The 22,522-nt window shown below is 66.1% G+C and carries 23 protein-coding genes and 1 riboswitch; of the genes, 12 read left to right on the forward strand and 11 right to left on the reverse strand.

Annotation, left to right across the window (positions count from 1 at the left end):
- Window positions 1-17 precede the first annotated feature (17 nt).
- Entirely contained in the window at window positions 18-269 is a 252-nt protein-coding gene (locus tag QSJ18_RS10415; protein WP_286326322.1) for a hypothetical protein, read from the reverse strand.
- Between the two features lie 120 nt (window positions 270-389).
- On the opposite strand from QSJ18_RS10415, the gene QSJ18_RS10420 reads away from it, so the two are divergent.
- Entirely contained in the window at window positions 390-680 is a 291-nt protein-coding gene (locus QSJ18_RS10420) for a helix-turn-helix domain-containing protein (protein ID WP_286326323.1), read from the forward strand.
- Window positions 681-829: 149 nt separating this feature from the next.
- Window positions 830-2,107, forward strand: a complete 1,278-nt coding sequence (locus QSJ18_RS10425) for a primosomal protein (RefSeq protein ID WP_286326324.1) — start codon at window positions 830-832, stop codon at window positions 2,105-2,107.
- Window positions 2,108-2,126: 19 nt separating this feature from the next.
- Here QSJ18_RS10425 and QSJ18_RS10430 read toward each other — a convergent pair whose 3' ends face one another.
- From QSJ18_RS10430 to QSJ18_RS10440, 3 genes are read right to left on the reverse strand one after another with little or no spacing between them, the layout of a single operon-like run.
- Entirely contained in the window at window positions 2,127-3,236 is a 1,110-nt protein-coding gene (locus QSJ18_RS10430) for an adenosine deaminase (RefSeq protein WP_286326325.1), read from the reverse strand.
- Window positions 3,233-4,585, reverse strand: coding sequence for a thymidine phosphorylase (locus QSJ18_RS10435; RefSeq protein ID WP_286326326.1), 1,353 nt, complete (start codon window positions 4,583-4,585; stop codon window positions 3,233-3,235). Before QSJ18_RS10435 ends, QSJ18_RS10430 begins: the two co-directional genes overlap by 4 nt.
- A complete protein-coding gene (locus QSJ18_RS10440) occupies window positions 4,582-5,055 on the reverse strand; it encodes a cytidine deaminase (RefSeq protein WP_353507212.1) in 474 nt (157 codons plus the stop codon). Before QSJ18_RS10440 ends, QSJ18_RS10435 begins: the two co-directional genes overlap by 4 nt.
- A gap of 152 nt (window positions 5,056-5,207) precedes the next feature.
- Here QSJ18_RS10440 and sdhC point away from each other — a divergent pair, with 152 nt between their 5' ends.
- The 6 genes from sdhC to QSJ18_RS10470 all read left to right on the forward strand — a co-directional run bounded on the left by sdhC (window position 5,208) and on the right by QSJ18_RS10470 (window position 10,176).
- Window positions 5,208-5,615, forward strand: coding sequence for a succinate dehydrogenase, cytochrome b556 subunit (gene sdhC / locus QSJ18_RS10445; RefSeq protein WP_286326327.1), 408 nt, complete (start codon window positions 5,208-5,210; stop codon window positions 5,613-5,615).
- A gap of 13 nt (window positions 5,616-5,628) precedes the next feature.
- Window positions 5,629-6,081: a succinate dehydrogenase hydrophobic membrane anchor subunit gene (locus QSJ18_RS10450; protein WP_286326328.1), complete on the forward strand. Its 453-nt coding sequence runs from the start codon at window positions 5,629-5,631 to the stop codon at window positions 6,079-6,081.
- Between the two features lie 20 nt (window positions 6,082-6,101).
- The gene (gene sdhA / locus QSJ18_RS10455) at window positions 6,102-7,856 is read left to right on the forward strand and encodes a succinate dehydrogenase flavoprotein subunit (RefSeq protein ID WP_286326329.1); all 1,755 of its coding nucleotides are present in this window, start codon (window positions 6,102-6,104) and stop codon (window positions 7,854-7,856) included.
- The gene (locus QSJ18_RS10460; RefSeq protein ID WP_286326330.1) at window positions 7,856-8,644 is read left to right on the forward strand and encodes a succinate dehydrogenase iron-sulfur subunit; all 789 of its coding nucleotides are present in this window, start codon (window positions 7,856-7,858) and stop codon (window positions 8,642-8,644) included. Before sdhA ends, QSJ18_RS10460 begins: the two co-directional genes overlap by 1 nt.
- A 205-nt stretch (window positions 8,645-8,849) precedes the next feature.
- Window positions 8,850-9,707 carry an SDR family oxidoreductase gene (locus tag QSJ18_RS10465; RefSeq protein ID WP_286326331.1) on the forward strand — a complete coding sequence of 286 codons (858 nt, stop codon included), beginning with the start codon at window positions 8,850-8,852 and terminating at the stop codon, window positions 9,705-9,707.
- Between the two features lie 43 nt (window positions 9,708-9,750).
- On the forward strand, window positions 9,751-10,176 hold the full coding sequence (locus tag QSJ18_RS10470) for a hypothetical protein (RefSeq protein WP_286326333.1): 426 nt from the start codon (window positions 9,751-9,753) through the stop codon (window positions 10,174-10,176).
- On the opposite strand, the gene QSJ18_RS10475 is transcribed toward QSJ18_RS10470, so the two are convergent.
- Window positions 10,161-11,237 carry a hypothetical protein gene (locus QSJ18_RS10475; protein WP_286326334.1) on the reverse strand — a complete coding sequence of 359 codons (1,077 nt, stop codon included), beginning with the start codon at window positions 11,235-11,237 and terminating at the stop codon, window positions 10,161-10,163. The two genes, QSJ18_RS10470 and QSJ18_RS10475, sit on opposite strands and share 16 nt — an antisense overlap.
- Before the next feature lie 97 nt (window positions 11,238-11,334).
- On the opposite strand from QSJ18_RS10475, the gene QSJ18_RS10480 reads away from it, so the two are divergent.
- The gene (locus QSJ18_RS10480) at window positions 11,335-12,630 is read left to right on the forward strand and encodes a D-alanyl-D-alanine carboxypeptidase family protein (RefSeq protein ID WP_286326335.1); all 1,296 of its coding nucleotides are present in this window, start codon (window positions 11,335-11,337) and stop codon (window positions 12,628-12,630) included.
- Between the two features lie 20 nt (window positions 12,631-12,650).
- Here QSJ18_RS10480 and QSJ18_RS10485 read toward each other — a convergent pair whose 3' ends face one another.
- From QSJ18_RS10485 to QSJ18_RS10495, 3 genes are all read right to left on the reverse strand, one after another.
- A complete protein-coding gene (locus QSJ18_RS10485) occupies window positions 12,651-13,709 on the reverse strand; it encodes a YhjD/YihY/BrkB family envelope integrity protein (protein ID WP_286326336.1) in 1,059 nt (352 codons plus the stop codon).
- Between the two features lie 66 nt (window positions 13,710-13,775).
- Window positions 13,776-14,777, reverse strand: coding sequence for a tryptophan--tRNA ligase (gene trpS, locus QSJ18_RS10490; protein WP_286326337.1), 1,002 nt, complete (start codon window positions 14,775-14,777; stop codon window positions 13,776-13,778).
- Between the two features lie 22 nt (window positions 14,778-14,799).
- Window positions 14,800-15,636 carry an exodeoxyribonuclease III gene (locus tag QSJ18_RS10495; protein ID WP_286326340.1) on the reverse strand — a complete coding sequence of 279 codons (837 nt, stop codon included), beginning with the start codon at window positions 15,634-15,636 and terminating at the stop codon, window positions 14,800-14,802.
- A gap of 135 nt (window positions 15,637-15,771) precedes the next feature.
- Here QSJ18_RS10495 and QSJ18_RS10500 point away from each other — a divergent pair, with 135 nt between their 5' ends.
- Together QSJ18_RS10500 and bfr are read left to right on the forward strand one after the other, a co-directional pair.
- Entirely contained in the window at window positions 15,772-15,954 is a 183-nt protein-coding gene (locus tag QSJ18_RS10500; RefSeq protein ID WP_286326341.1) for a (2Fe-2S)-binding protein, read from the forward strand.
- Window positions 15,955-16,116: 162 nt separating this feature from the next.
- Window positions 16,117-16,602 carry a bacterioferritin gene (gene bfr, locus QSJ18_RS10505; protein WP_286326343.1) on the forward strand — a complete coding sequence of 162 codons (486 nt, stop codon included), beginning with the start codon at window positions 16,117-16,119 and terminating at the stop codon, window positions 16,600-16,602.
- A gap of 19 nt (window positions 16,603-16,621) precedes the next feature.
- Here bfr and QSJ18_RS10510 read toward each other — a convergent pair whose 3' ends face one another.
- From QSJ18_RS10510 to QSJ18_RS10520, 3 genes are all read right to left on the reverse strand, one after another.
- Complete coding sequence (locus QSJ18_RS10510; protein WP_462476044.1) at window positions 16,622-17,833, reverse strand: MFS transporter; 1,212 nt, start codon at window positions 17,831-17,833, stop codon at window positions 16,622-16,624.
- A gap of 137 nt (window positions 17,834-17,970) precedes the next feature.
- Complete coding sequence (locus QSJ18_RS10515; protein WP_286326344.1) at window positions 17,971-18,813, reverse strand: cutinase family protein; 843 nt, start codon at window positions 18,811-18,813, stop codon at window positions 17,971-17,973.
- A gap of 52 nt (window positions 18,814-18,865) precedes the next feature.
- Window positions 18,866-20,761 carry a cutinase family protein gene (locus tag QSJ18_RS10520; protein WP_286326345.1) on the reverse strand — a complete coding sequence of 632 codons (1,896 nt, stop codon included), beginning with the start codon at window positions 20,759-20,761 and terminating at the stop codon, window positions 18,866-18,868.
- A gap of 246 nt (window positions 20,762-21,007) precedes the next feature.
- Window positions 21,008-21,127, forward strand: a riboswitch (SAM riboswitch).
- 60 nt (window positions 21,128-21,187) lie between these two features.
- On the opposite strand from QSJ18_RS10520, the gene QSJ18_RS10525 reads away from it, so the two are divergent.
- Window positions 21,188-22,516, forward strand: a complete 1,329-nt coding sequence (locus tag QSJ18_RS10525) for a bifunctional o-acetylhomoserine/o-acetylserine sulfhydrylase (RefSeq protein ID WP_286326347.1) — start codon at window positions 21,188-21,190, stop codon at window positions 22,514-22,516.
- The last annotated feature ends 6 nt before the right edge of the window (window positions 22,517-22,522 follow it).

The following is a 22,522-nucleotide window of genomic DNA, read 5'->3' on the forward strand; positions in this document are numbered from 1 at the left end:
CCGAGCGCCCCCACGGCTCAGGACTGATGAAAGTCCGAGCTGTAGTCGTGATCGTGATCGTGATGCCCGTGATCGAGCGCCGGACCCCGGACCGTCGGGGCGATCCTGTCGTTCGATGTCGATCCGGAGGTGCCGGGGCTGCAGAACACGACCTTGTTGGTACTGGGATCGAAAGTCGTGTGGCAGTCGGCAGCGGCCGGACCGGCCCCGACCACGATGCCCGCCACCACTGCGGACGCAGCCGCGATCGTTAACAGAAGCTTCTTCATGGAACTCTCCCTGACAGCCGTCACTAATGAATGATTAAATCACCCGCACTTCTGTGATTTAACCACCCAGAAACAGCTCCATCAACGCTGATCAGATGATTCTTCGCATACACTCAGGCAATGCCTCCGAAGCCGATGCGTGATGACGAGGGCCGAGCCGTGATCGCCGCGTCACTCCGCGCCGAGATGGCCCGCCATCGGGTCAGCGGGCGCGCCCTCGCCGACGCGCTGGGCCACAATCCGCAGTGGGTACAGCACCGCACCTCGGGCCGGGTGCCGCTCACCTCCGATGACATCCGCCCGATCGCATCTGCCCTCGGCGTCACCCCCAACGAGCTGGCCGACCGACTGTTCGCCGACCTCCCACCGCTGGCAACTACGAGCGCCACCGACGACGCATCCGCGCACTGAAACCCGGCCGCACCGAGGACGAATCCCGCCCGCCCGCAGCACCCGTCGAGGGCACCGAGACCCCCGTGAGCCACCCAACCGACAACGTCGCCGGAACTTCACGGGGGCACTACCCCGCGTGCGCCGATCAATCAGTACGCTTTGACCTCATGGCCGGAGATATCGTCCCGATCGAGCTGGGACTCACCGACGGAAACCGCTTCACGCTGTGGGCGCCGCGCTGGCGCGAGGGCGATGACGAGTGGGAGGCCTTCCTCGGTCTGGACGAGGACCTCTACGTGCTGCCCGGCGTGGCCGAACTGACCGCCTTCGTGCGGACAAACGACGACAACGACCTCGCCGATCATCCCGCGTGGTCCACCGTCGTCGGGCTGCAGGCCGACGAACTGGTGCCCGATGAACGGCACACCTACGACCTGGTCGGCGTGCCCGAGCTGGCCGCCGAGGATCCCAGCCCCGAGGTCATCGCCGAGCTCGAAGACGCACTGGAGATCGTGCGCATCCTCGGCGAGGTCTGCGAACTGACGCCGATCACCAAATTCTTCAACGGCAACCCGATCCTCGGCGCCGTCACCACCGGCACGCGCAACTTCGACGGCCGTGAGGGCACCGACCTCTGGGTGCGCATCGGCCGACTGATCGCCAAACATTGGGACGACGTACTCGATTCCATCGACGGGGTCACCAGCACCCCCGATACCGACGCCGACGCGGTCGCGGTCGCCGCGGCGGAACTCGAAGCTGCCGTGTCCGCCGAGGACGAGGACGAACCGGCGGACGACGACATCGAGATCGTCAGCGGAACCGATGCCGACGAGGACGAGGACGACGTCGACGACGAGGCCGAGGACTTCGACGACGACGAGTACGACGAAGACGACTTCTGGGCGTCGGTCGGCATCGACCCGATTCGTATCGTGACCGGCGACGGCGAATACCTGACGCTGCGTTGCTACCTCGGCGACGAGCCGGTGTTCCTGGGCTCGGACGGCAAGATCTTCGCGTTCACTTCGGAACGAAGCCTGTCGCGGTTCATCGCCGACAACAACAACCACGACCTGGTCGAGTTGTCGACCTTCGACGACGTGCGTGCGGGGGCGACCGACGGTTCGCTGGAGTTCGACGTCATCGCCGACAACGTCTACGTGCTGCCCGGCCTCGCCGAGGACATCACCGACGGCCCGCGGCGCATCGACCGCAATCAGCTCGACCTTGCCGTCGAACTACTCACCGACGCCGCCGACTACGCCGATGACGACTCGGTCGGCGAGGCGCTCAACTCGACGACCCCGCTCGGTTGGTTCGTCGATTATGCGATCAATCCCGACCCCAAGCGCATGGCGCCGAGTGCCCCCTTCGACAACGAGGCCGAGGCCTTCCGTGCGCTGGTGCACGACTTCGAGGATCGGCTCAGTAAGAAGGGCTGAGTCGCCTCGTCCCCGCACGTCAGCCCATCAGGACGGCGTAGCCCGGTTTGATGACGTCGTCGATGAACGCCAGCCGCTCGTCGAAGTGGATGAAAGCCGATTTCATCGCGTTCACGGTGAACCGTTCGAAATCAGCCCAGCCGTAGCCGAACTGGTCGGCCAGGGTGAGGAACTCCTTACTCATCGTCGTATTCGACATGAGCCGGTTGTCGGTGTTCACCGTCACCCGGAACCGCAGTCGTGCAAGCACATTGAACGGATGCTCGGCGATCGAGGCGACCGCCCCGGTCTGCACATTCGAACTCGGACACAGTTCGAGCGGGATTCGCTTGTCGCGCACGATATTCGCAATCTCACCCAGTTCGGCACCCGCGAAGGACGACGCGGCCAGGTCGACGCCCTCAGGCAGGTCGATGTCGTCGATGACGCGGACGCCGTGCCCGAGACGGTCGGTGCCGCAGAAGCCGATCGCCTCATGAATCGACGGCAAGCCGAAAGCCTCCCCCGCATGGATGGTGAACGGGGCACAGTTGGCCCGCATGTACTCGAAGGCATCGAGATGACGGGTCGGCGGATGCCCGGCCTCCGCACCGGCGATATCGAACCCGACCACCCCGTCATCGCGATAGCGCACGGCGAGTTCGGCGATCTCGCGTGATCGGGCCGCATGCCGCATGGCGGTCACCAGGCACCGGACGGTGATGGACTTGCCCGACTCCGCCGCGACCCGCTCACCCTCGGCGAAGCCGCGCAAAACCGCCTCGACGACCTCGTCGAGACTCAACCCGCGTTCGAGATGTTGCTCAGGGGCGTAACGCACCTCGGCATAAACGACGCCGTCGGCGGCCAGATCCTCCACGCATTCACGGGCGACCCGTTCCAGCGCCCCGGTGGTCTGCATCACCGCGACGGTGTGCGCGAAGGTTTCCAGATACCGCTCCAGCGAGCCACTATCGGCCGCATCACGGAACCAGTCCGCCAGCGACTGGGCATCGTCGGCGGGCAGTTCCTCATACCCGACCTCGCGCGCCAGTTCCAACACGGTGGCCGGACGCAGGCCACCGTCGAGATGGTCGTGCAGCAACACCTTGGGCGCCAGCGCAATGGTCGCCAGATCGACGGTTCTCATGCCCCGAACCTAACCCGATCGATCACCGCCGGCCGGGTGAACGACGCCGCCGGACCGGGTTGCGCATCGATGGTCACCGCATCGACCAGCGCCGCGCGTGCACCGCCGAAACACTCTGGCGTCTGCGTATGCAGCGTGAACAGCGGATCGCCGGCCCGTACGGCCTCCCCGCGCACAGCGTGGATCGTGACCCCCGCCTCCGACTGCACCGCCTCACCGGGCCGGGCACGCCCGGCACCCAGTCGCCACGCCGCATCGCCGACCGCGCGCGCGTTCATCGTCGTCACAACGCCGTCGGCGGCGGCGGTGACGATCTCTTCATGCGTGGCGCGTGGCAACGGCGCGTCGGGATCCCCACCCTGCGCGGCGATCATCGCGCGCCAGCTGTCCATGGCGCGGCCGTTGGCCAGGTGGGCCGCCGGATCGGCGTCGGGCAGTCCGGCCAGGTCGAGCATCTCGCGGGCCAACGCCAGGGTCAGCTCGACGACGTCGGGCGGTCCGCCGCCGGCCAGCACATCCACCGACTCGGCAACCTCCACCGCGTTGCCCACGGCGCGCCCCAGCGGCGCACTCATATCGGTGAGCAATGCGGTGGTCGCAATCCCCGCGTCGGCGCCGAGTTCGACCATCGTCTCGGCCAGTAGCCGCGCGTCGGCGAGGTCGGGCAGAAACGCGCCGGCACCCACCTTGACGTCGAGCACCAGCGCACCGGTTCCCTCGGCGATCTTCTTGCTCATGATCGAGCTGGCCAGCAGCGGGATCGATTCGACGGTTCCGGTGACGTCGCGCAGCGCGTACAGCTTGCGATCGGCCGGCGCGAGATCGGCCCCGGCTGCGCACACCACCGCGCCGACGTCGACCAGCTGTGTGATCATCGCGTCCAGGTCGACGTCGGCACGCCAGCCGGGGATCGACTCCAACTTGTCCAGAGTGCCCCCGGTGTGGCCCAGCCCACGACCGGACAGCTGGGGCACAGCCACCCCGAAGGACGCGACGAGCGGGGTCAGGGGCAACGTGATCTTGTCTCCGACACCGCCGGTCGAGTGCTTGTCGACGGTGCGCAGCGGCACCGAACCCCGACGCAGGCCGGAAAGGTCTACGCGCCTGCCGCTGTCGATCATCGCCCGCGTCCAGGACGCGATCTCCCGACGATCCATACCGCGCAGGTAGATCGCCATCAACAGCGCCGACATCTGTTCGGGGGCAACCTCACCCCGGGTGTAGCCATCGATCACCCAGGCGATCTGCGCATCGGTCAGCGGGGCACCGCCCCGCTTGGTGGCGATCACCGACACGGCGTGGATCACCTCCTCGGTGACACCTTCCACCACACGGCCTTTCCCACTCATCGGACCGCGTCCAGATCGTCGGGGCCGAACGCATCGGGCAGGAGCGTCGACAGCGTGCGCACACCGTCGGCGTGATCGATCAGCAGATCGGGTCCACCATGCTCGAGCAGCACCTGGCGGCATCGCCCACACGGCATCAGGATGGCACCGCGCGCGTCACAGACGCTGACCGCGACCAGGCGTTCACGCCCGTGGGCGACCAGGTCGGCGACCAGCGACACCTCGGCGCAGATCCCGAGTCCATATGAGACATTTTCCACATTGCAACCGACTACCAACCGACCGTCGATCGTGGTTCCCGCCGCCCCCACCGGAAAGTGCGAATACGGCGCATAGGCCCGATCGATCATGGAACTCGCGTTGTGCCGCAACGATTTCCAATCAACTTCGACATCCATTGAGACTCCGTTCACATTGCGATGACAGAGAAGTGGGACACACAGCGCCGGTCCATTAAATTGGTAAGGCAAACCTAACTCTAAATGCCTTGTCCCTCAAATCGGTTCGGGCAATTTACCACCGCTCACGGCTTGGGTTTAGAGTCTTCTGACATGGGTCCTTGGTCGAGTCGGTGCGTGCCGACTCGACGCGTCCATCGACGATGTTGGAGGCCACTTTTCCGATGAGCACCCCTACTGAAGTCGCACCTCCCCCAGTGCGCAAACGCTCCCTGTACCGCGGCGATCCCGGCATGTGGTCCTGGGTGCTTCACCGAATCACCGGTGTCACGATCTTCTTCTTCCTATTCGTACACGTCTTGGACACCGCGGTCATCCGCATCGATCCGGACAAGTACACCGAGATCATCGAGACCTATAAGACCCCGATCATCGGCCTTATGGAGATCGGGCTGGTCGCCTGTGTCCTCTACCACGGACTCAACGGCCTGCGCGTCATCCTGGTCGACTTCTGGGCCAAGGGTCCGAAGTACCAGCGGCAGATGCTGTGGGTGATCCTGGCGCTCTTCGTCGTACTTCTCGGCGCGGCGACGGTGCGTCTCCTGCAGATCCTGATCACCCACTCGTTCTAGGAGACGCGCAACGATGACGACCTCCGAAGCACCCCGGCTCGCCAAGTCGCTCGGTACCGAGCACGACCGGCCCGCCAGCCTCGACAACCCCCGCTCGCCCCGCAAGCCCAAGGGCGGCAATTTCGAGAAGAACGCATGGCTGTTCATGCGCTTCTCCGGTCTGGCACTGATCGTGCTGACCATCGGCCACATGTTCATCATGCTGGCCTGGGACGACGGCGTGCACCGCATCGACGCCTCATTCGTCGCCAAGCGGTGGGATTCCCCGTTCTGGCAGATCTGGGATCTGTCGATGCTGTGGCTGGCTCAGCTGCACGGTGGCAACGGCGTCCGCACCGTGATCGCCGACTACACCCGCAAGGACTCGACCCGCTTCTGGCTGAACGTGCTGCTCGCACTGTCGATGATCCTGGTCCTGGTCCTGGGCACCTACGCCCTGCTGACCTTCCAAACCGACAGCGTCTAGCCAAAGGAGTCTGACGAGACATGCAGGAACACCGCTACGACGTCGTCATCGTCGGCGCCGGCGGCGCTGGTATGCGCGCTGCCATCGAGGCCGCACCGCGCGCTCGCACCGCCGTCCTCACCAAGCTCTACCCCACCCGCAGCCACACCGGCGCGGCCCAGGGCGGCATGTGCGCCGCGTTGGCGAACGTGGAGGAAGACAACTGGGAATGGCACACCTTCGACACGGTCAAGGGTGGTGACTACATCGTCGACCAGGACGCCGCCGAGATCATGGCCAAGGAGGCCATCGACGCGGTCCTCGACCTGGAGAAGATGGGTCTGCCGTTCAACCGCACCCCCGAGGGCAAGATCGACCAGCGTCGCTTCGGCGGACACACCCGTGATCACGGCAAGGCGCCGGTACGTCGCGCGTGTTACGCCGCCGACCGCACCGGCCACATGATCCTGCAGACCCTGTACCAGAACTGCGTCAAGCACGACGTCGAGTTCTACAACGAGTTCTACGCACTCGACATCACCACCGTCGAGAACGAGGACGGTGAGCTCGTCGCCAACGGTGTCGTCGCCTACGAGCTGGCCACGGGCGAGATCCACATCTTCCACGCCAAGTCGATCGTCTTCGCGACCGGCGGCTCGGGACGTATGTACAAGACCACCTCGAATGCCCATACGCTCACCGGCGACGGCATGGGGATCATCTTCCGCAAGGGACTTCCCTTGGAAGACATGGAGTTCCACCAGTTCCATCCGACCGGTCTGGCCGGGCTGGGCATCCTGATCTCCGAGGCCGTCCGCGGCGAGGGCGGCATCCTGCGCAACGCCGACGGCGAGCGCTTCATGGAGCGCTACGCACCTACGATCAAGGACCTCGCCCCGCGTGACATCGTCGCCCGGTCGATGGTGCTCGAGGTACTCGAAGGCCGCGGCGCCGGACCGAACAAGGACTACGTCTACATCGACGTGACCCACCTCGGTGAGGACGTGCTCAACGAGAAGCTCCCCGACATCACCGAATTCGCCCGCACCTATCTCGGCGTCGACCCGGTCACCGAATACGTGCCGGTCTTCCCGACCTGCCACTACGTCATGGGCGGTATCCCGACCAACATCGAAGGTCAGGTGCTGCGCAACAACGACGAGGTCGTGCACGGCCTGTTCGCCGCAGGTGAATGCGCCTGTGTGTCGGTGCACGGCGCCAACCGCCTGGGCACCAACTCGCTGCTCGACATCAATGTCTTCGGTCGTCGCGCCGGGATCGCCGCCGCGGCTTACGCCAACTCGGCTTCCTTCGTCGAGCTGCCGGAGACGCCCAGCGCGATGGTCGACGGTTGGCTCGAAACCCTACTCTCCGAGCACGGCCACGAGCGCGTCGCCGACATTCGCAGCGAATTGCAGGCGTCGATGGACGCCAACGCATCGGTGTTCCGCACCGAGGACACCCTCACGCAGGCGCTCAAGGATGTTCGCGCACTCAAGGAGCGCTACGCCCATATCCGCGTGCACGACAAGGGCAAGCGTTTCAACTCCGACCTGCTCGAAGCCATCGAACTCGGCTTCCTGCTGGAGATGGCCGAGGTCACCGTCGCCGGTGCGCTCAACCGCAAGGAATCGCGCGGCGGTCACGCCCGCGAGGACTACCCCAAGCGCGACGACGCCAAGTACATGGTGCACACCATGGCCTACAAAAAGGGCACCGATCTGATCGCAGACATCGAGTTGGACTACAAGCCGGTGGTTCAGACCCGATACGAGCCGATGGAGCGTAAGTACTGATGACGGCAATATTGGAAAACCCGGTTCCCGCCTCCGACGAGCCGCCGCTGCCCCCGGTGCCCGACGAGGCCGTGATGATCACGCTGAAGATCTACCGGTTCAACCCGGAGAACCCCGATGCCCAGGGCTTCGAGAGCTTCCGCGTTCCGGCACTGCCGACCGACCGTCTGCTGAACCTGCTGCTGTATGTGAAGGGCTACCTCGACGGCACCCTGACCTTCCGCCGCAGCTGCGCGCACGGCGTGTGCGGTTCGGACGCCATGCGGATCAACGGTGTGAACCGGCTGGCCTGCAAGCTGCTGATGAAGGACCTGCTGCCCAAGGACCGCAGCAAGGAGGTCACCATCACCATCGAGCCGATCAAGGGTCTGCCGGTGGAGAAGGACCTCGTGGTCAACATGGAGCCCTTCTTCGACGCCTACCGGGCGATCAAGCCGTTCCTGATCACCAGTGGCAACGAGCCGACCTACGAGCGCATTCAGAGCCAGAGCGATCGTGCCCGTTTCGACGACACCACCAAGTGCATCCTGTGTGCGTGCTGTACCACCAGTTGTCCGGTGTTCTGGAACGAGGGCAGCTACTTCGGTCCGGCCGCGATCGTCAACGCCCACCGGTTCATCTTCGACAGCCGAGACGAGGGCGCCGTGGAGCGTCTCGACATCCTCAACGACGTCGACGGTGTGTGGCGCTGCCGCACCACCTTCAACTGCACCGACGCATGCCCGCGCGGCATCCAGGTCACGCAGGCGATCCAGGAGGTCAAGCGGGCGCTCATGTTCTCCCGCTGACGCATAGACCATCTCTGCAGCCCACAACCGAGGCCCGTCCGGCACCATCGGACGGGCCTCGGTTGTGTCGCCCCAGTTGTGTCGCCCCAGTTGTGTCGCCCCAGTTGTGTCGCCCCGTTGTGTCGCCGAACCGCTCACCACCGTCGCGACCGATGAGTGAGAGACCGGCTCGGCGCGCCGACCCGGCGTGGATAGAGTCGACGCCATGACTCGTGTAACCGTGATCACCGGCGCCGGCGGAATGGGTGTTCCGACCGCGGCCAACCTGGCCGCCGACGGCCCTGTCGTCCTGTTCGACAACCAGCAGGCCAGGCTCGACGACGCGGCGTCCGCCCTCGCGGCCGAGTCGATCACCCCGACCCTGGTGCTCGGTGACGTGACCGATCCCGACGACGTCGACGGTCTGTTCACCGCCGCGGCCGCTCTCGGGCAGATCCGGTCGGTGGTGCACACGGCAGGTGTCAGCCCCAGCATGGGTACCGCGCGGTACATCGCGCGGATCACCGCGCTCGGCACCCTCACCGTGAACGAAACCCTGCTGCGGTTGGCCGACCAGCAACCCGACTCGATCGCCGAGGGTGCCGCCGTCGTCAACGTGGCGTCGATGGCCGCTCACCTGATCCCCGCCGAGTTGATCCCCCTCGACCTGTTCCCCACTGCTGTCGGCGATCCGCAGGCCTTCGTCGACGCGCTGCTCACCTCCTTCGAGCACTACCCGGAGCAGGCACTGCCGGGGCTGGCGTATGCGGTCACCAAGGCTTTCGTGAAGTGGTATTCGAGCGCGCAGGCCGAACGATTCAGCGCCGCCGGGATCCGCATCGTGTCGGTCTCTCCTGGCTCCATCGAAACCGAGATGGGCAGGTTGGAGGCCGAATCGGGTGCGGGCGCCATGGTCGAGGGCGCGGCCATCCCCCGCTGGGGCCGGCCACAGGAGATGGCCGATCTCTTCGCCTTCTGCGTCAGCGACCGGGCGGGCTACCTCACCGGAACCGACATTCTCAACGACGGCGGGGTGGTCGCGTCGATGACCGAACGGGCTCGGGCGGCGGCACTGAGCGGCTGATTCGCAGTGGAACCGGATCGGGACCCGTTGCGTCCCATATGACATGACACGTATGTCCCCGATCCACCATCTGCTCCTGTCCACGCTGCTGACCGTGTCGGTGGCGGTCGTCGTCGCGATCCTCGCCGGTGTCGACATACCCCGTGCGGGCGCCGCCCCGCCTGGCGGGCCCGGCGATCGCATCACTGTGGTACTGACGTCGGACCGCGAGTTCAACAGCGCCGCAACCTGGTTCGACGCCGACAACCGGATGCGATCACAGGTCGACGTACCACTTCCGTGGCATGACCCACAGACGAAACGGTGGTCGGGCAGGCTGGTCTACACCGGTCGAGTTCGGGATCTGCGCACCGACGTTCTGTTCCAGTCGTCGGGATCCTTTGCGGGGTGCGCCATCTGGATCAACGACCGCAAAGTCGCCGAAGAGACCTCGACCGGACGTTATGCGACCGTCTACTGCGCGGACTGATCGGGCGCCGGAGCACTATCCAGGGGTGTCTCGGGAATCGGCGCTGCCGCCCAGAGGCCGGCCGATGCCGGAGCCTGCGGTGCAACAGGAGCCTGCGGTGCAACAGGAGCTGGCGGTGCTACAGGAGCCTGCGGTGCGACGGGAGCCTGCGGCTGGACACCGCTCATCCACTCGGTCGGGGTCCAGGGCGCAGCGGCGGCCATGCCTGCGGCCGGTTCTCCTGCCCGCCGGTACAGTGTGATCGCATCGCTGAGCCAGATGATCGCGATACCGAGGACGACGGCAAGCAGGATCCACCGCAAGTCGGCAACGATATAGCCGGTCTGCGACTCGACCTTGTCGAACCCACCAATCTTCTGCGTCACGTCCGGCCAGGAAATGATGGCCAACGGGATCACGGCGATCAGCCCGCCGACGACAGCGCCCTTGGTACGCCGTCGGGCAGCGCTGAAGCCGAAGACCAAAGCGGAGACGAAGAGCAACTGGTACATGCCATAGAGCCACTCACTGTTGTCACGCTCCCAGTAACCCGGCCGGACAAGCCACAACAAGACCCCCAGGCAGAAAGCTCCCAGAAGGAGCGCGATGAGCGCGCCGGTCACCCGACGAACATTCGACCGGCCCCAGATCAACAGCATGACGACAAAGCCCAGCCCGAAGACGACGTCGAACACCACGTCGCCGGCGTAGGGGCCCCACCGGTTTCCGAAGTCGATCCAACCGTTCAACCTCGAAGTGGAGCGCAGCGTTACCCAGATGATCAGCGGCACTCCCATCAGCAGCGCACTCACCACGCCCTGCACCACCGGCGGCCAGCGGTCGGAGAACGACGGTCCCTTCGGGGTCTCCGGAACGGCCGCATACGTGGGAAACAGTTGCCCCGACTCGCCGGGGGCGGGCCACGTCCCGGTAAATCCGGCGGTGTGGCTAGCCGACGGCTGGGCGAATCCCTGCGGGATCTGAGTGAACAGCGGCGTAGCGGGCTGGTGCGGTGCAGGCTGTTGCGGCTGATTCTGGCCATCGGTCGACGCCGCGGTGGTAGGCGGCTGCATATCGGTCATCGAATCCCCCTTGTCCTCGTGCACTGTATCGGCGTACCGACGCAGACGACAACGAGACGTCACCCGTTCGGGCGGTCCTCGCTGATAGCCTGCGTCGATGACCTCGGGGTGGATGCGCCGCACGGCGCGGACTGTCGCGGCGGCTGCCGCTGTCGGCGTACTACTGGCGCCGACCGCGGTGGGGTGGCCTGCGGCAGCGACACCGCTGCCCCCGACACCGGTCACCGACCACTGCCCCTATCGGGTAGGCACACCGCCTGCCGTGGACACCTCCGAGGTCGTCGCACCCGGCGCGCGGACCCCCACCGCGCTACCGGTGCCATCCCCCGCCGTGGGCGGCGACCGCCTGGCCGCCTGTGGGGTCGTCGCCGATCCCGCTGCCGGCCCCCTTCCGGCCGGCTTGACCTCGGCCGGTTGGCTCATCGCCGACCTCGACAACGGCCGAGTCGTCGCGGCGAAAGATCCGCACGGACGGTACCGGCCCGCGTCCACGATCAAACTGCTCCTGGCCCTGGTGGCGCTGCGCGACCTGGATCTGGGCAGCGTCGTCGAGCCGACCGTCGAGGACTGGAGCACCGAGGGAGACTCCTGCGGCATGGGACCTCGTGGCCACTACACGGTGCGCGACCTGATCACCGGATTACTGATGGTGTCGGGCAATGATTGTGCCAACGCACTCTCCCGCGAACTCGGCGGCCACGACGTCACATTGACCAAGATGAACGCCCTCGCCAACGACCTGGGGGCGCACGACACCCGCGCGGCCACCCCTTCCGGCCTCGATGCACCAGGGATGTCGTCGTCGCCGTACGACCTTGCGCTCATCTTCCGCAATGCCATGGGCAACAGCACGTTCCGCGAGATGATCGCCCTCTCGACATTTCGCTTTCCCGGATATCCGGCCCGCCCCGACATCCCCGGCGACAAGCCGCATCCGGCCTATGACATGTACACGTCCAACCGGTTACTCCTCGACGGCTACCCGGGAGCACTCGGCGGTAAGACCGGCTACACCGACGACGCCCGCAAGACGTTTGTCGGCGCCGCGCAGCGCAACGGCCGCACCGTGCTGATCGTGCAGATGTACGGGCTGTCGGTCGAGGGTGATATGTATTGGGATCAGGCAAAGTCCATGTTGGAGTACGGGTTCGGCGCTCCGGCGACCACGTCGGTCGGCGCTCTGATCAACCCCGCCGCGGCCACCTCACGACCGGACACCTCACCACCGACCACTCCAACCACGACTGCCGCCCCGAACGCCGGCCACAACACTCGAACCGCCGGTTCCGGAGCCGATCACTCGACGTCCATGCGGGTCCTCGTCGGACTGATCGCGGCGTTGGCCGCGGTCGGGCTGCTCATCGCGGGCCTGCGCCTGTTCGGTCGGCGCTGACCCGGCACCGACGAACCCGATCACGACCGACGCACGAACCAGCCAGCCAGCGCACTGAGCGCAGCACCTACTCCGGCCGCGGCCACCAGCGCACCGGGCCGCGGAACCGGATTGACCTCGACGCTCGGCGTGATCACCAGCGGCGGCTCCTCGGCGTCCTCATCCACTTCGACGACCTCGTACTCGGCGTTGATCGGATCGGTGGCACACCAGGCCGACGCGTAGAGCACGATCCGAGACCCGAGGTAGCCGAACACCATCACACCGAGGATGGGACCGAAGGCGATCCCGGCCGGGCCGGACAAGACCGCCTTGAGATAGATCCCGCCCAACGACTTGACCCCCTCGAAGATGATCGCGGTAACCAATCCGGCCTTGAGCGCGTTGACGAAAGGCAACGGCACCAACGGAAGTCGGGCGAGGATGAAGGTGAACAGCATCCAGGAACCGAAGATCGAGATGAAGATCGACGCCAGCCGCAGGACCGTCGGCGCCCACGACTCGTCGTCCAGCCCGGCCCAGTCCAACAGTTTCGTCGTGAGCTGACTGTTGGCGAGCGTGGTCAGACCCATCGTCACCGCGAACGCCAGACCCAGCAGAACGAAGGTGATCAGATCCCACACCTTCGACATCACCGGGTTGCGGTCGATCCGGCCGCCGTACATCTCGGTGAAGGCCACCCGCACACCCGAGATCCAGCCGATCCCGGTGAAGGCAGCGCCGATCAGCCCGATCACACCCACCGCGGCACGCGAGGAGATCGCCGAATCGATGAGGTCGCTGACCTGCTTACCCGCATCCCCGGGGACCGCGTCGACGATCGCGTCCTGGAGTTGCTCCAGCAGATCCGGCCGATTCGCCAGGAAGAAGGCGGCCAACGAGAACACCACCATGACGATCGGCACCAGGGCGAGCAGGCCGTTGAAACAGATCGCGGCCGCGTACACATTGCCTCGGCGCTCGGTGTATCGCTCGAAGGTCTTGATCAGATGATCGAGCCACCCGAAACGTTCACGGGCGGCGCCGAATGCCGACTTCCCCTGCTCGAGCGTCGCTTTGGCCGAGTCGATCGCCGACATCGCCGCTCCCATTCGTCGTGGCTCCGTCGGCGCCCCACTCTTGGCGGGCAGTCGGTCCCGTGGTCACTACGGCGCCGGGGCCAGAAATCCCACTTTGTCATACACCGACTTCAGCGTCTGCGAAGCCACCTCACGCGCGCGCGTCGCCCCCTTGGCGAGGATCGCGTCCAACTCGGCGGGATCGGCGAGGTACTCCTCGACCCGCCCGCGCAGCGGGGTGACGAACTCGGCCAGAATGTCGGCGGTCTCGACCTTGAGGTCGCCGTAACCCTTACCCGCATACTTCGCGACAAGGTCATCGATACCGACCCCGCTGAGCGCGGACTGGATGGTGAGCAGATTGCTCACGCCCGGCTTGTTCTCGCGGTCGAAGGCGATCACGGTGTCGGTGTCGGTGACTGCCGAGCGGATCTTCTTCGCCGAGCGCTTCGGATCGTCGAGGAGGTTGATCAGCCCCTTGTCGGTCTCGGCCGACTTGCTCATCTTCGCGGTCGGATTCTGCAGGTCGTAGATCTTGGCGAACTCCGAGACGATGTATGCCTCGGGAACCGTGAAGGCCTTGCCGAATCGTTTGTTGAAGCGCTGCGCGAGATCGCGGGCCAATTCCAGATGCTGGCGCTGATCTTCACCGACCGGCACCCGATCCACCTGGAACGCGAGGATGTCCGCGGCCATCAGGATCGGATAGGTGAACAACCCGACGCCGGCCGCTTCGGTGCCCTGCTTGGCCGACTTGTCCTTGAACTGGGTCATCCGGCTGGCCTCACCGAACCCGGTGATGCAGGACAGCACCCACGTCAGCTGCGCGATCTCGGGCACATGCGACTGCACGTAGATGGTGGCCCGCTCCGGATCGACGCCGACCGCCAGCAGCTGCGCGACGCTGACCCGCGTCCGGTCACGCAGCAGCTTGGGATCGTGCGCGACGGTGATCGCGTGCATGTCCGGGATGAAGTAGAAGGCGTCGAAGTCGTCCTGCAGCGCAACCCACTGACGTACAGCACCCAGGTAGTTGCCGAGGTGGAAGGAATCGCTGGTGGGTTGGATACCGGAGAGAACGCGCGCCATGAGTCGATTCTCGCAGACCGTGTCACTCGTATTTCACGGTGACCGGCGCGTGGTCGGACCAGCGCAGGTCGTACGCTGCCGCCCGCCCGACCTCCCCCTTCACCGCGCGTTGCGCCAGCGCGCCGTTGGTCAGTTGATAGTCGATACGCCAGCCGGAGTCGTTGTCGAACGCCTTGCCGCGCCACGACCACCACGAATAGGGCCCTGCCTCATCGGGGTAGAGCTCGCGGATGACGTCGTGCCAGCCGCCGTCGAGCAACCCACCGACCCAGGCCCGCTCATGTGGGAGGAAGCCCGGGCTCTTGCGGTTGCCCTTCCAGTTCTTGATGTCGGCCTCGGCGTGCGCGATGTTCCAGTCGCCGCCGACCGCGACGTGACGGCGCCGACGCACCAGCGTGGCCAGGTGCTCACCGAACTCGGCGAGGAAGCGCACCTTCTCGTCATGCTTCTCGACGTCCTTCGGGTCGTCGGTGGCCGCGGCACCCTTCGGTAGATAGAGGCTGGCGACGGTGAGCGGTCCGAGGTCGGTGTCCAGATCGACTTCCAGGTAGCGCCCGGTCTCGTCGAACTCGGCGCTACCGAAACCGACCCGGACCGCCGCCGGAGCCTCTCTGGTGAGGACGCCGACCCCGGCGTGCCCCTTCTTCACCGACTCGAGCATGACCAGATGACGGCCGTCGGCGAGCACCGGCGCCAGGGCCTCGCGCGCCTGCTCCTCATCGGCCCGGATCTCCTGCAACAGCACGACGTCGGGGTCGGCGTCGGCCAGCCACGGGATCAGCCCCCGGTTGATCTCGGAGCGATGTTTCACCGCGGCGCGGATGCCGTTGACGTTGACAGTTGCGATGGAGAGGGACACGGGACATCACCCTACCGACGGGCTGAGACATACCGAGCCACCGAACCCAAGGGAAAGAGTAGGTAAGGCAACCCTTGCGCCTACCGGTCGGACTATGTAATCCTTACCTAACGAGAGCTAGTGAGAAGGTCAGCCATGTTCGCCTGTATTTGCCGCGGGGTCACCGAAGAAGAAGTTCACGAACACTTCGACAACGGGTGCCGCACACTCGACGACGTGGGCGACCGGTGCGGAGCCGGCGAGGGATGCGGAACGTGTATCGAGCGGATCACCGAGATCCTCGGCGGCCGGAGCGCAACCGCCAGCAGTGCAGCATGATCGCAGTGCTGTAGAGCCTAACCTTCAGTCGCACAGGCTAACCTCACCAGAATTTCTCGAACCTCACAATCGCACAACGGATTTCGCCAACCCGCACGCAACTGCCCGCGTCCGGGAGATTGTCGTGTTACGTTCGCAAGACCGGCGAACGGAGGGCGAAACATGCGTGGCGACGACGAAATCATTGCTCTGCTCAACGAACAGCTCACCAGCGAGCTGACCGCGATCAATCAGTACTTCCTGCACGCGAAGATGCAGGCCAGTTGGGGCTTCACCGAACTGGCGGCCAAGACCCGAGCCGAATCCATCGAAGAGATGGGTCATGCGGAGATCCTGACCGACCGAATTCTCCTTCTCGAAGGCCTGCCCAACTATCAGCGACTGCTACCGCTGCGCGTCGGCCAGACGCTCAAGGAACAGTTCGAGTCGGACCTGGCCATCGAGGTCGAGGTGGTCGAACGGCTTCGCCCCGGCATCAAACTCTGCCGCGACAAGGGCGACATCACCTCGGCGAATCTCTTCGAGAAGATCCTGGCCGAGGAAGAAGAGCACGTCGACTACCTCGAGACGCAGCTCCAACTCCTCGATCGCCTCGGCGAACAGCTGTACCTGACGAAGGCGATCTCCACGCCGCCCGACGTCGGATAGCCGACCGACACAGCGCCGCTCAGGCCGGACGGTGTGAACGCCGTCCGGCCATCAGTGCTATCACCAGCACAACCACCCCCGACAGGGCCAGACCAGCACCGAGGACCGAGGGCGCCCGATAGCCGAGGCCGGCCGAGATCACCAGGCCACCGAGGAAGGCTCCCGCGGCATTGGCGACGTTGAGTGCCGAATGATTGAGGGCCGCCGCCAGCGTCTGCGCATCATCGGCGACATCCATCAACCGGGTCTGTAGCGCCGGCACCATCGCGGTACCCGCCAGACCCACCAGGAACGTCAATAGCAGTGCGGCCCAGGCATTTTGCGCGCACACGGCGAAGAGACCCAGCACCACCGCGGTGCCGAGCAGGCCGCCGAGGATCGCCGCCGTCAGGTTACGATCGGCCGCGAACCCACCGACCATATTTCCCGCGACCATGCCCAACCCGTAGAGCATGAGCGCGATCGGCACCATCGACACCGACAGTCCGGCCATCGACGTCAGCGTCGTGTTCAGATATGTGTAGAACGCGAACATCCCACCGAAGCCGACCACCCCGATGAGCAGGGTGAACCACACCTGAGAGCGTCCCAACGCCCCGAGTTCGGTCATCGGGTTGGTCACCCGCATATCCGTCAGTCCGGGCAGGCTGCGCCGCAACGCGACGATGGTCGCGGCACCGATCACGACCACCACCGCGAACGCACTGCGCCAGCCGAGATGCTCGCCCAGCCAGGTCGCCGCCGGTACGCCCGCGACATTCGCGACCGACAGCCCCAGCATCACCTGCCCCACCGCGGCCGCCCGCCTGCCGGGTGGCGCAAGGTGAGCCGCGACCAGCGCGGCGACCCCGAAGTAGGCACCGTGTGGCAGACCGGCGACGAACCGGGCGATGAGCAGAGTCGCGTAGCTCGGAGCCAGCACGGTCGCGAGATTGCCCGCGGTGAACGCGACCATCAGCGCGATGAGCAGGGCGCGCCGACCCATCGTCGCGGTCAGGGCGGCGATCAGTGGTGCACCGACGACGACACCTATCGCATACGCGGAGATGACGTGACCGGCGGTCGGCTCGGATACGTCCAGCGAGTCGGCGATATTGGGCAGCAGGCCCATCGACACGAACTCGGTGGTCCCGATTCCGAAACCACCGAGCGCCAGCGCGAGGATCGCCGCACGCCGCGACGATGCCGGGACCACGCGGGCGTCCGCCGACGCCCGGCCGGCGTGCTCCACGGTCGCGAGGGTCGTCGTGGTTGCGGTGTCCGGATCGGCGGTTACTTCAGGCACGCCTCATGGCAACCCGGTCGTCGTCGCATCGATTCCCGGTACGTCCGGTGAGATCCTTCACAGCTCCGACAGCCCGGGGGACTCTAGGACAGCGGTGGCGGGGGTGCCATCCACGTGCCGTCGATCGCGCGCGTCCAGGGATCGACGGCGGCCGGCCGGCCGGGTTCGGGTCCGTAGTGGGTGTGCCGGGTACTGAATCGGAACACCCCGACGATCAGGGTGGGAACCAGTGCGACGTCGGGCGGGCGAACCGAGTCACAGATCGGGTCCCCGACGATGCATACCTCGACGACCCGGTGTGCGAGGTGACCGAAACCACCGGGGCGCGAACCGGTCATGGTGAGTCCTGGATAGACCTCAGTGTTCGGGAACAGGGTCTCCACTCCCGCACCTGGACGCCCGGGCACGGGCTCGCGCCGCGGATCGGCATACAGTTCGACGGTGATCCGGTCCGCGGGCACCTCGATCGTCCGCATCCCACGCGCGGTCGGCAGCGGACGGCCGTTGCCCATGGCCGACACCACGTCGCCGACGATCCGGGAGCCCTGCGAGAACCCGATGAGCGCGATCGCTTTACCCGGGCAGGTGGTCGTGTACCAATCGAGAACCCGTGCCAGCCGTGGAACGGCGACCCGCACATTGTCGTCGTAGCTGTAGCGGCCCAGCGGCCACACCGTCGCCGGATAGGGCAGGGTGTACGGGCGATAACCCCGACGCACGTAGCGATCCAGCGCGGGTTCGATGTCGGGCGGCGGGGTGTCGTTGGTGCCGTTGACGACGACAGCCAGCCCGGTGCCCGCGCACGAACCCCGCCCATCGGCATGGGCCGCCCCACCCATGCCGAATCCGACGAGCGTCGCGAGCATTGTCACTGCCAGCGTCAACAGCGTGGTCCATGTCGGTCGCGGCGGTTCCCGTCCGCTCACCGCCGGACTGTCTTGGGCAGGATGTGCACAGGCCACTCTTGCACTGTGCGACTCAATTGGTCGCTCCCGCATCGGATCCGCCATCTGTTTCCGATTCGGTATCGGAATCGCCGGAGTGCTCGGGCGACTCCGAACCACCGGAATCGGCGCCGGCGTGGTCGCCGCTGTGGTCGCCTGCCCCGGCGCCCCCACTACCGTCCGTCGCACTGCCATCGGCCCCGCCGCCGTCACCGCCATCGTCGTCGTCCGCGGTGGACTGGCCATTCCCCGTCCCGTTGCCACTGTTGTCGACGCCGGTCGCATCGCCGGCATCGTCCGGATCGGGCCCACCCTGGTCCTCACCGGTGCCTGTCGGCGTCTGCTCCGGCGTCTCGGGGCGGAACGGCGGATCCGACTGGGGCTCCTCCCCGCCGCCACCACCGGGTTGATCACCGGACACGTCGGCATTCGGGGTCGCGGGTGCGGCCACTCCGACGTCGGCGCCTGGTGCGGTGCCCGACGGCTCTTCGACGGTCGCAGCGAGGGTGTGCAGCGCGGTCCGCACTTGCGGCGTGGCGTTCTCGTCGGCCGCCACGCGCGTGGTCAAGGCGGTGGCGGTCGGCTCGTCGCCGATCAGCGGTCCGGCGGCCACCGCTCTGCCGACCCAGTATCTGACGAAGTTCTTCGGCAGCGCGACGATCGACCGCAGGCTGCCGGCCAGCGCATCGACGCCATCGCGGAACTGGTCGGGAGCGAGGTTGACGATGCCGCCCAAGATGTCCTCGAAGACGAACAGATCCGGCAGGTAGGCGCCGTAGCCGAGCTTCGGCAGCGGTGGCAGCAATCCCTCGATCGTGTTCACGACCGGTCGCAGGTGGGTGAGTTCGAGGCCGAACGGAATGTCGAGGGTCGGCCGGCCCGACAGGAAGTCGCCGAGGTCGACATCGACGCCGAGGTCGTCGGCCCAGCCCTGGAACAGTTCGGCGAAAGCCGAATCCGCCGATACCCGGCAGATGTTGTCGGTACACGTCACCGTGCGACCGGTCGTCCACCGACCGCCGACGCCCGCCGGGTCGCGATACATCTGCCAGGGGTAGAGGCCGTGCTTGGTGAAATAGCCGAGTAGTCCGTCGATCGCACCGATCGGGTCGTAGAGCGGGTCGGGTAGGTCGCAGATCGGGTCGCCGTCGACGCACACCGAGGTGATCTTCCCGTCCAGGGTCCCCCAGCCCGGGTCCTCGTCGTCGGTGCCACGCGAGCCAGTCATCGTCAGACCGGGGATGATGCCGATCAGGGACAGTTCGATGCCGCGTCCCTGCTTGTTCCCGGCCTGCCGTGGGTCGGAGTACAACTCGCCGCTCAACTGATCCGTGGAGATGGTGACGTAGACCGGCTCGTCGACCGGGTTCCCGTTCTCGTCGACATAGTTGCCCTCGGCGTCGACGAGCGCCACGGTGATCGGTTCGCCCTTCGCGTCGGCCTGACCGATGTCGGAGAGCACATCGCCGGCCACCCGGGCGCCCTGCGAATAGCCGGTGACGACGACGGGTTTGCCAGGGCAGCGCGCCTGGTAGGAGGCGATGGAGTTGGTGGTCGACGCCTTGCCCTGCGCCACGCTGTCGTCGTATCCGGTCGCGCCGAGCGGCCACAGCGTCGTGGGGTAGTCGGCGCGGATGACGCGATAGGCCTGGTCCCCCGCATGGTCGCCGTTGGCGGGCGGCTGCCCGGTGTATCGCTGTTCGACGCCGATCAGCGCCGCGGCCTCCGGGTCGTTGGTGCCGCCGACGACGACGAGTCCACCACCACCGCAGTCGTAGTCCTCGGCGCCGGCTCGCCCGATCACGCCGGGCAGGCAGTAGGCGACGACCACCGCGAAGGCCGCCAGCACGGCGAGCAGGACGGTGGTCTGACGGCGCCGTCGGTGGACGGAGGCGGGCGGAATACTTTGCGTCGCTAACCAATCGGACATTTGTTCCAGTCCTTCGTCCAACCCGTACTGCAGGCGAAATGCCCTCGCGTCACCGGGGTTGGGCCAACCCTAAGTCCGCGATCGTAAAGCTGAAAGCAACCTTAGAAAAGCTAAGAATTGCGAACTGGGGGTTTGCGATTCCGAGCGGTGCAGTTCAATCGGTCGGACGACACGTCGCCGAGGTTCGAATCAGGTCGATCGGGAGGGTTATCTGGCGTCACAATGCGTGTTATATCCTTGACGCCAGGTCATGAGTATCAGCGCCAAGCCCCGGCTCGCTGATCGGCAACCCTCCAACCGCGGTGGGGTGCTCCGGGTGATGACCGGGTTAGGGATCGCCTGGCGATACCCCAGCAAGCGCGGGTCCGAAGGTCGGACCCCATCAGGGTCGTTGCACCCTGCCGACCGTAGAAAGTGATTGCCCTCATGTCTGATGCAGCCGACGACGGCGCCCAGAATCCGGCCGACAACTGGAGTTTCGAAACCAAGCAGATCCACGTCGGACAGTCGCCCGACGCTGCCACCAACGCACGTGCGCTGCCGATCTACCAGACCACGTCCTACACCTTCAACGACACCACGCACGCGGCGAATCTCTTCGGGCTGGCCGAACCGGGCAACATCTACACCCGCATCATGAACCCGACGCAGGACGCCGTGGAGCAGCGCATCGCAGCACTCGAAGGTGGCGTCGCAGCTCTGCTGGTCGCCTCGGGTCAGGCTGCCGAAACCTACGCGATCCTCAACGTCGTCGAGTCCGGCGGACATGTCGTCGCCAGCCCGCGACTCTATGGCGGCACCTACAACCTGCTCCACTACACGCTGCCCAAGCTCGGCGTCGAGGTGACTTTCGTCGAGGATCCCGAGGACCTCGATTCGTGGCAGGCCGCGATCCAGGACAACACCCGCGCGCTCTACGCCGAGACGATCTCCAACCCGAACAACGAGATCCTCGACATCGCGGGCGTCGCCGACGTCGCCCACCGCAACGGGCTGCCGCTGATCGTCGACAACACCGTCGCCACCCCGTACCTGCTGAACCCGTTGGCTCACGGTGCCGACATCGTGGTGCACTCGGCGACCAAGTATCTGGGTGGCCACGGCACCGCGATCGGCGGCGTCATCATCGACGGCGGCACCTTCGACTGGCGCGTGCAGCGTGACGGCAAGGACCTGTTCCCTGGCTTCACCACGCCGGATCCCAGTTACCACGGTGCCGTCTTCGCCGACCTCGGAGCTCCCGCGTACGCCCTCAAGGCGCGCGTGCAGTGGCTGCGCGACACCGGTGCGGCCATCTCGCCGTTCAACGCCTTCCTGATCGCGCAGGGTCTGGAGACGCTGAGCCTGCGTGTCGAACGGCATGTGGCCAACGCGCAGCGCGTGGCCCAGTTCCTCAATGACCACGCCCAGGTCGAGTCGGTCGCCTATGCGGGACTGAGCACCTCGCCCTGGTACGCACGCGGTCAGAAGCTGCTGCCCAAGGGGCAGGGCGCCATCATCGCCTTCGAGATCGCCGGCGGCGTGGATGCAGGCAAGCGTTTCGTCGACGCGCTCACCTTGCACAGCCATGTCGCCAACATCGGCGACGTACGGTCGCTGGTGATCCATCCGGCGTCGACGACGCACAGCCAGCTCACCCCCGACGAGCAGATCACCGCAGGTGTCACCCCGGGTCTGGTACGTCTGGCGGTCGGCATCGAAGGCGTAGACGACATCATCGCCGACCTCGAACAGGGATTCGCGGCGGCCAAGTGAAACAGG

The organism is Gordonia heveisoli, assembly GCF_030315745.1.
GTDB lineage: Bacteria > Actinomycetota > Actinomycetes > Mycobacteriales > Mycobacteriaceae > Gordonia.

Excerpts from the sequence above, each read along its gene's own strand:
- QSJ18_RS10415 (WP_286326322.1), bottom strand. The coding sequence starts at position 269 with ATGAAGAAGCTTCTGTTAACGATCGCGGCTGCGTCCGCAGTGGTGGCG.
- QSJ18_RS10420 (WP_286326323.1), top strand. The coding sequence starts at position 390 with ATGCCTCCGAAGCCGATGCGTGATGACGAGGGCCGAGCCGTGATCGCC.
- QSJ18_RS10425 (WP_286326324.1), top strand. The coding sequence starts at position 830 with ATGGCCGGAGATATCGTCCCGATCGAGCTGGGACTCACCGACGGAAAC.
- QSJ18_RS10430 (WP_286326325.1), bottom strand. The coding sequence starts at position 3,236 with ATGAGAACCGTCGATCTGGCGACCATTGCGCTGGCGCCCAAGGTGTTG.
- QSJ18_RS10435 (WP_286326326.1), bottom strand. The coding sequence starts at position 4,585 with ATGAGTGGGAAAGGCCGTGTGGTGGAAGGTGTCACCGAGGAGGTGATC.
- sdhC (WP_286326327.1), top strand. The coding sequence starts at position 5,208 with ATGAGCACCCCTACTGAAGTCGCACCTCCCCCAGTGCGCAAACGCTCC.
- QSJ18_RS10450 (WP_286326328.1), top strand. The coding sequence starts at position 5,629 with ATGACGACCTCCGAAGCACCCCGGCTCGCCAAGTCGCTCGGTACCGAG.
- sdhA (WP_286326329.1), top strand. The coding sequence starts at position 6,102 with ATGCAGGAACACCGCTACGACGTCGTCATCGTCGGCGCCGGCGGCGCT.
- QSJ18_RS10460 (WP_286326330.1), top strand. The coding sequence starts at position 7,856 with ATGACGGCAATATTGGAAAACCCGGTTCCCGCCTCCGACGAGCCGCCG.
- QSJ18_RS10465 (WP_286326331.1), top strand. The coding sequence starts at position 8,850 with ATGACTCGTGTAACCGTGATCACCGGCGCCGGCGGAATGGGTGTTCCG.
- QSJ18_RS10470 (WP_286326333.1), top strand. The coding sequence starts at position 9,751 with ATGACACGTATGTCCCCGATCCACCATCTGCTCCTGTCCACGCTGCTG.
- QSJ18_RS10475 (WP_286326334.1), bottom strand. The coding sequence starts at position 11,237 with ATGACCGATATGCAGCCGCCTACCACCGCGGCGTCGACCGATGGCCAG.
- QSJ18_RS10480 (WP_286326335.1), top strand. The coding sequence starts at position 11,335 with ATGACCTCGGGGTGGATGCGCCGCACGGCGCGGACTGTCGCGGCGGCT.
- QSJ18_RS10485 (WP_286326336.1), bottom strand. The coding sequence starts at position 13,709 with ATGTCGGCGATCGACTCGGCCAAAGCGACGCTCGAGCAGGGGAAGTCG.
- trpS (WP_286326337.1), bottom strand. The coding sequence starts at position 14,777 with ATGGCGCGCGTTCTCTCCGGTATCCAACCCACCAGCGATTCCTTCCAC.
- QSJ18_RS10500 (WP_286326341.1), top strand. The coding sequence starts at position 15,772 with ATGTTCGCCTGTATTTGCCGCGGGGTCACCGAAGAAGAAGTTCACGAA.
- bfr (WP_286326343.1), top strand. The coding sequence starts at position 16,117 with ATGCGTGGCGACGACGAAATCATTGCTCTGCTCAACGAACAGCTCACC.
- QSJ18_RS10520 (WP_286326345.1), bottom strand. The coding sequence starts at position 20,761 with ATGTCCGATTGGTTAGCGACGCAAAGTATTCCGCCCGCCTCCGTCCAC.
- QSJ18_RS10525 (WP_286326347.1), top strand. The coding sequence starts at position 21,188 with ATGTCTGATGCAGCCGACGACGGCGCCCAGAATCCGGCCGACAACTGG.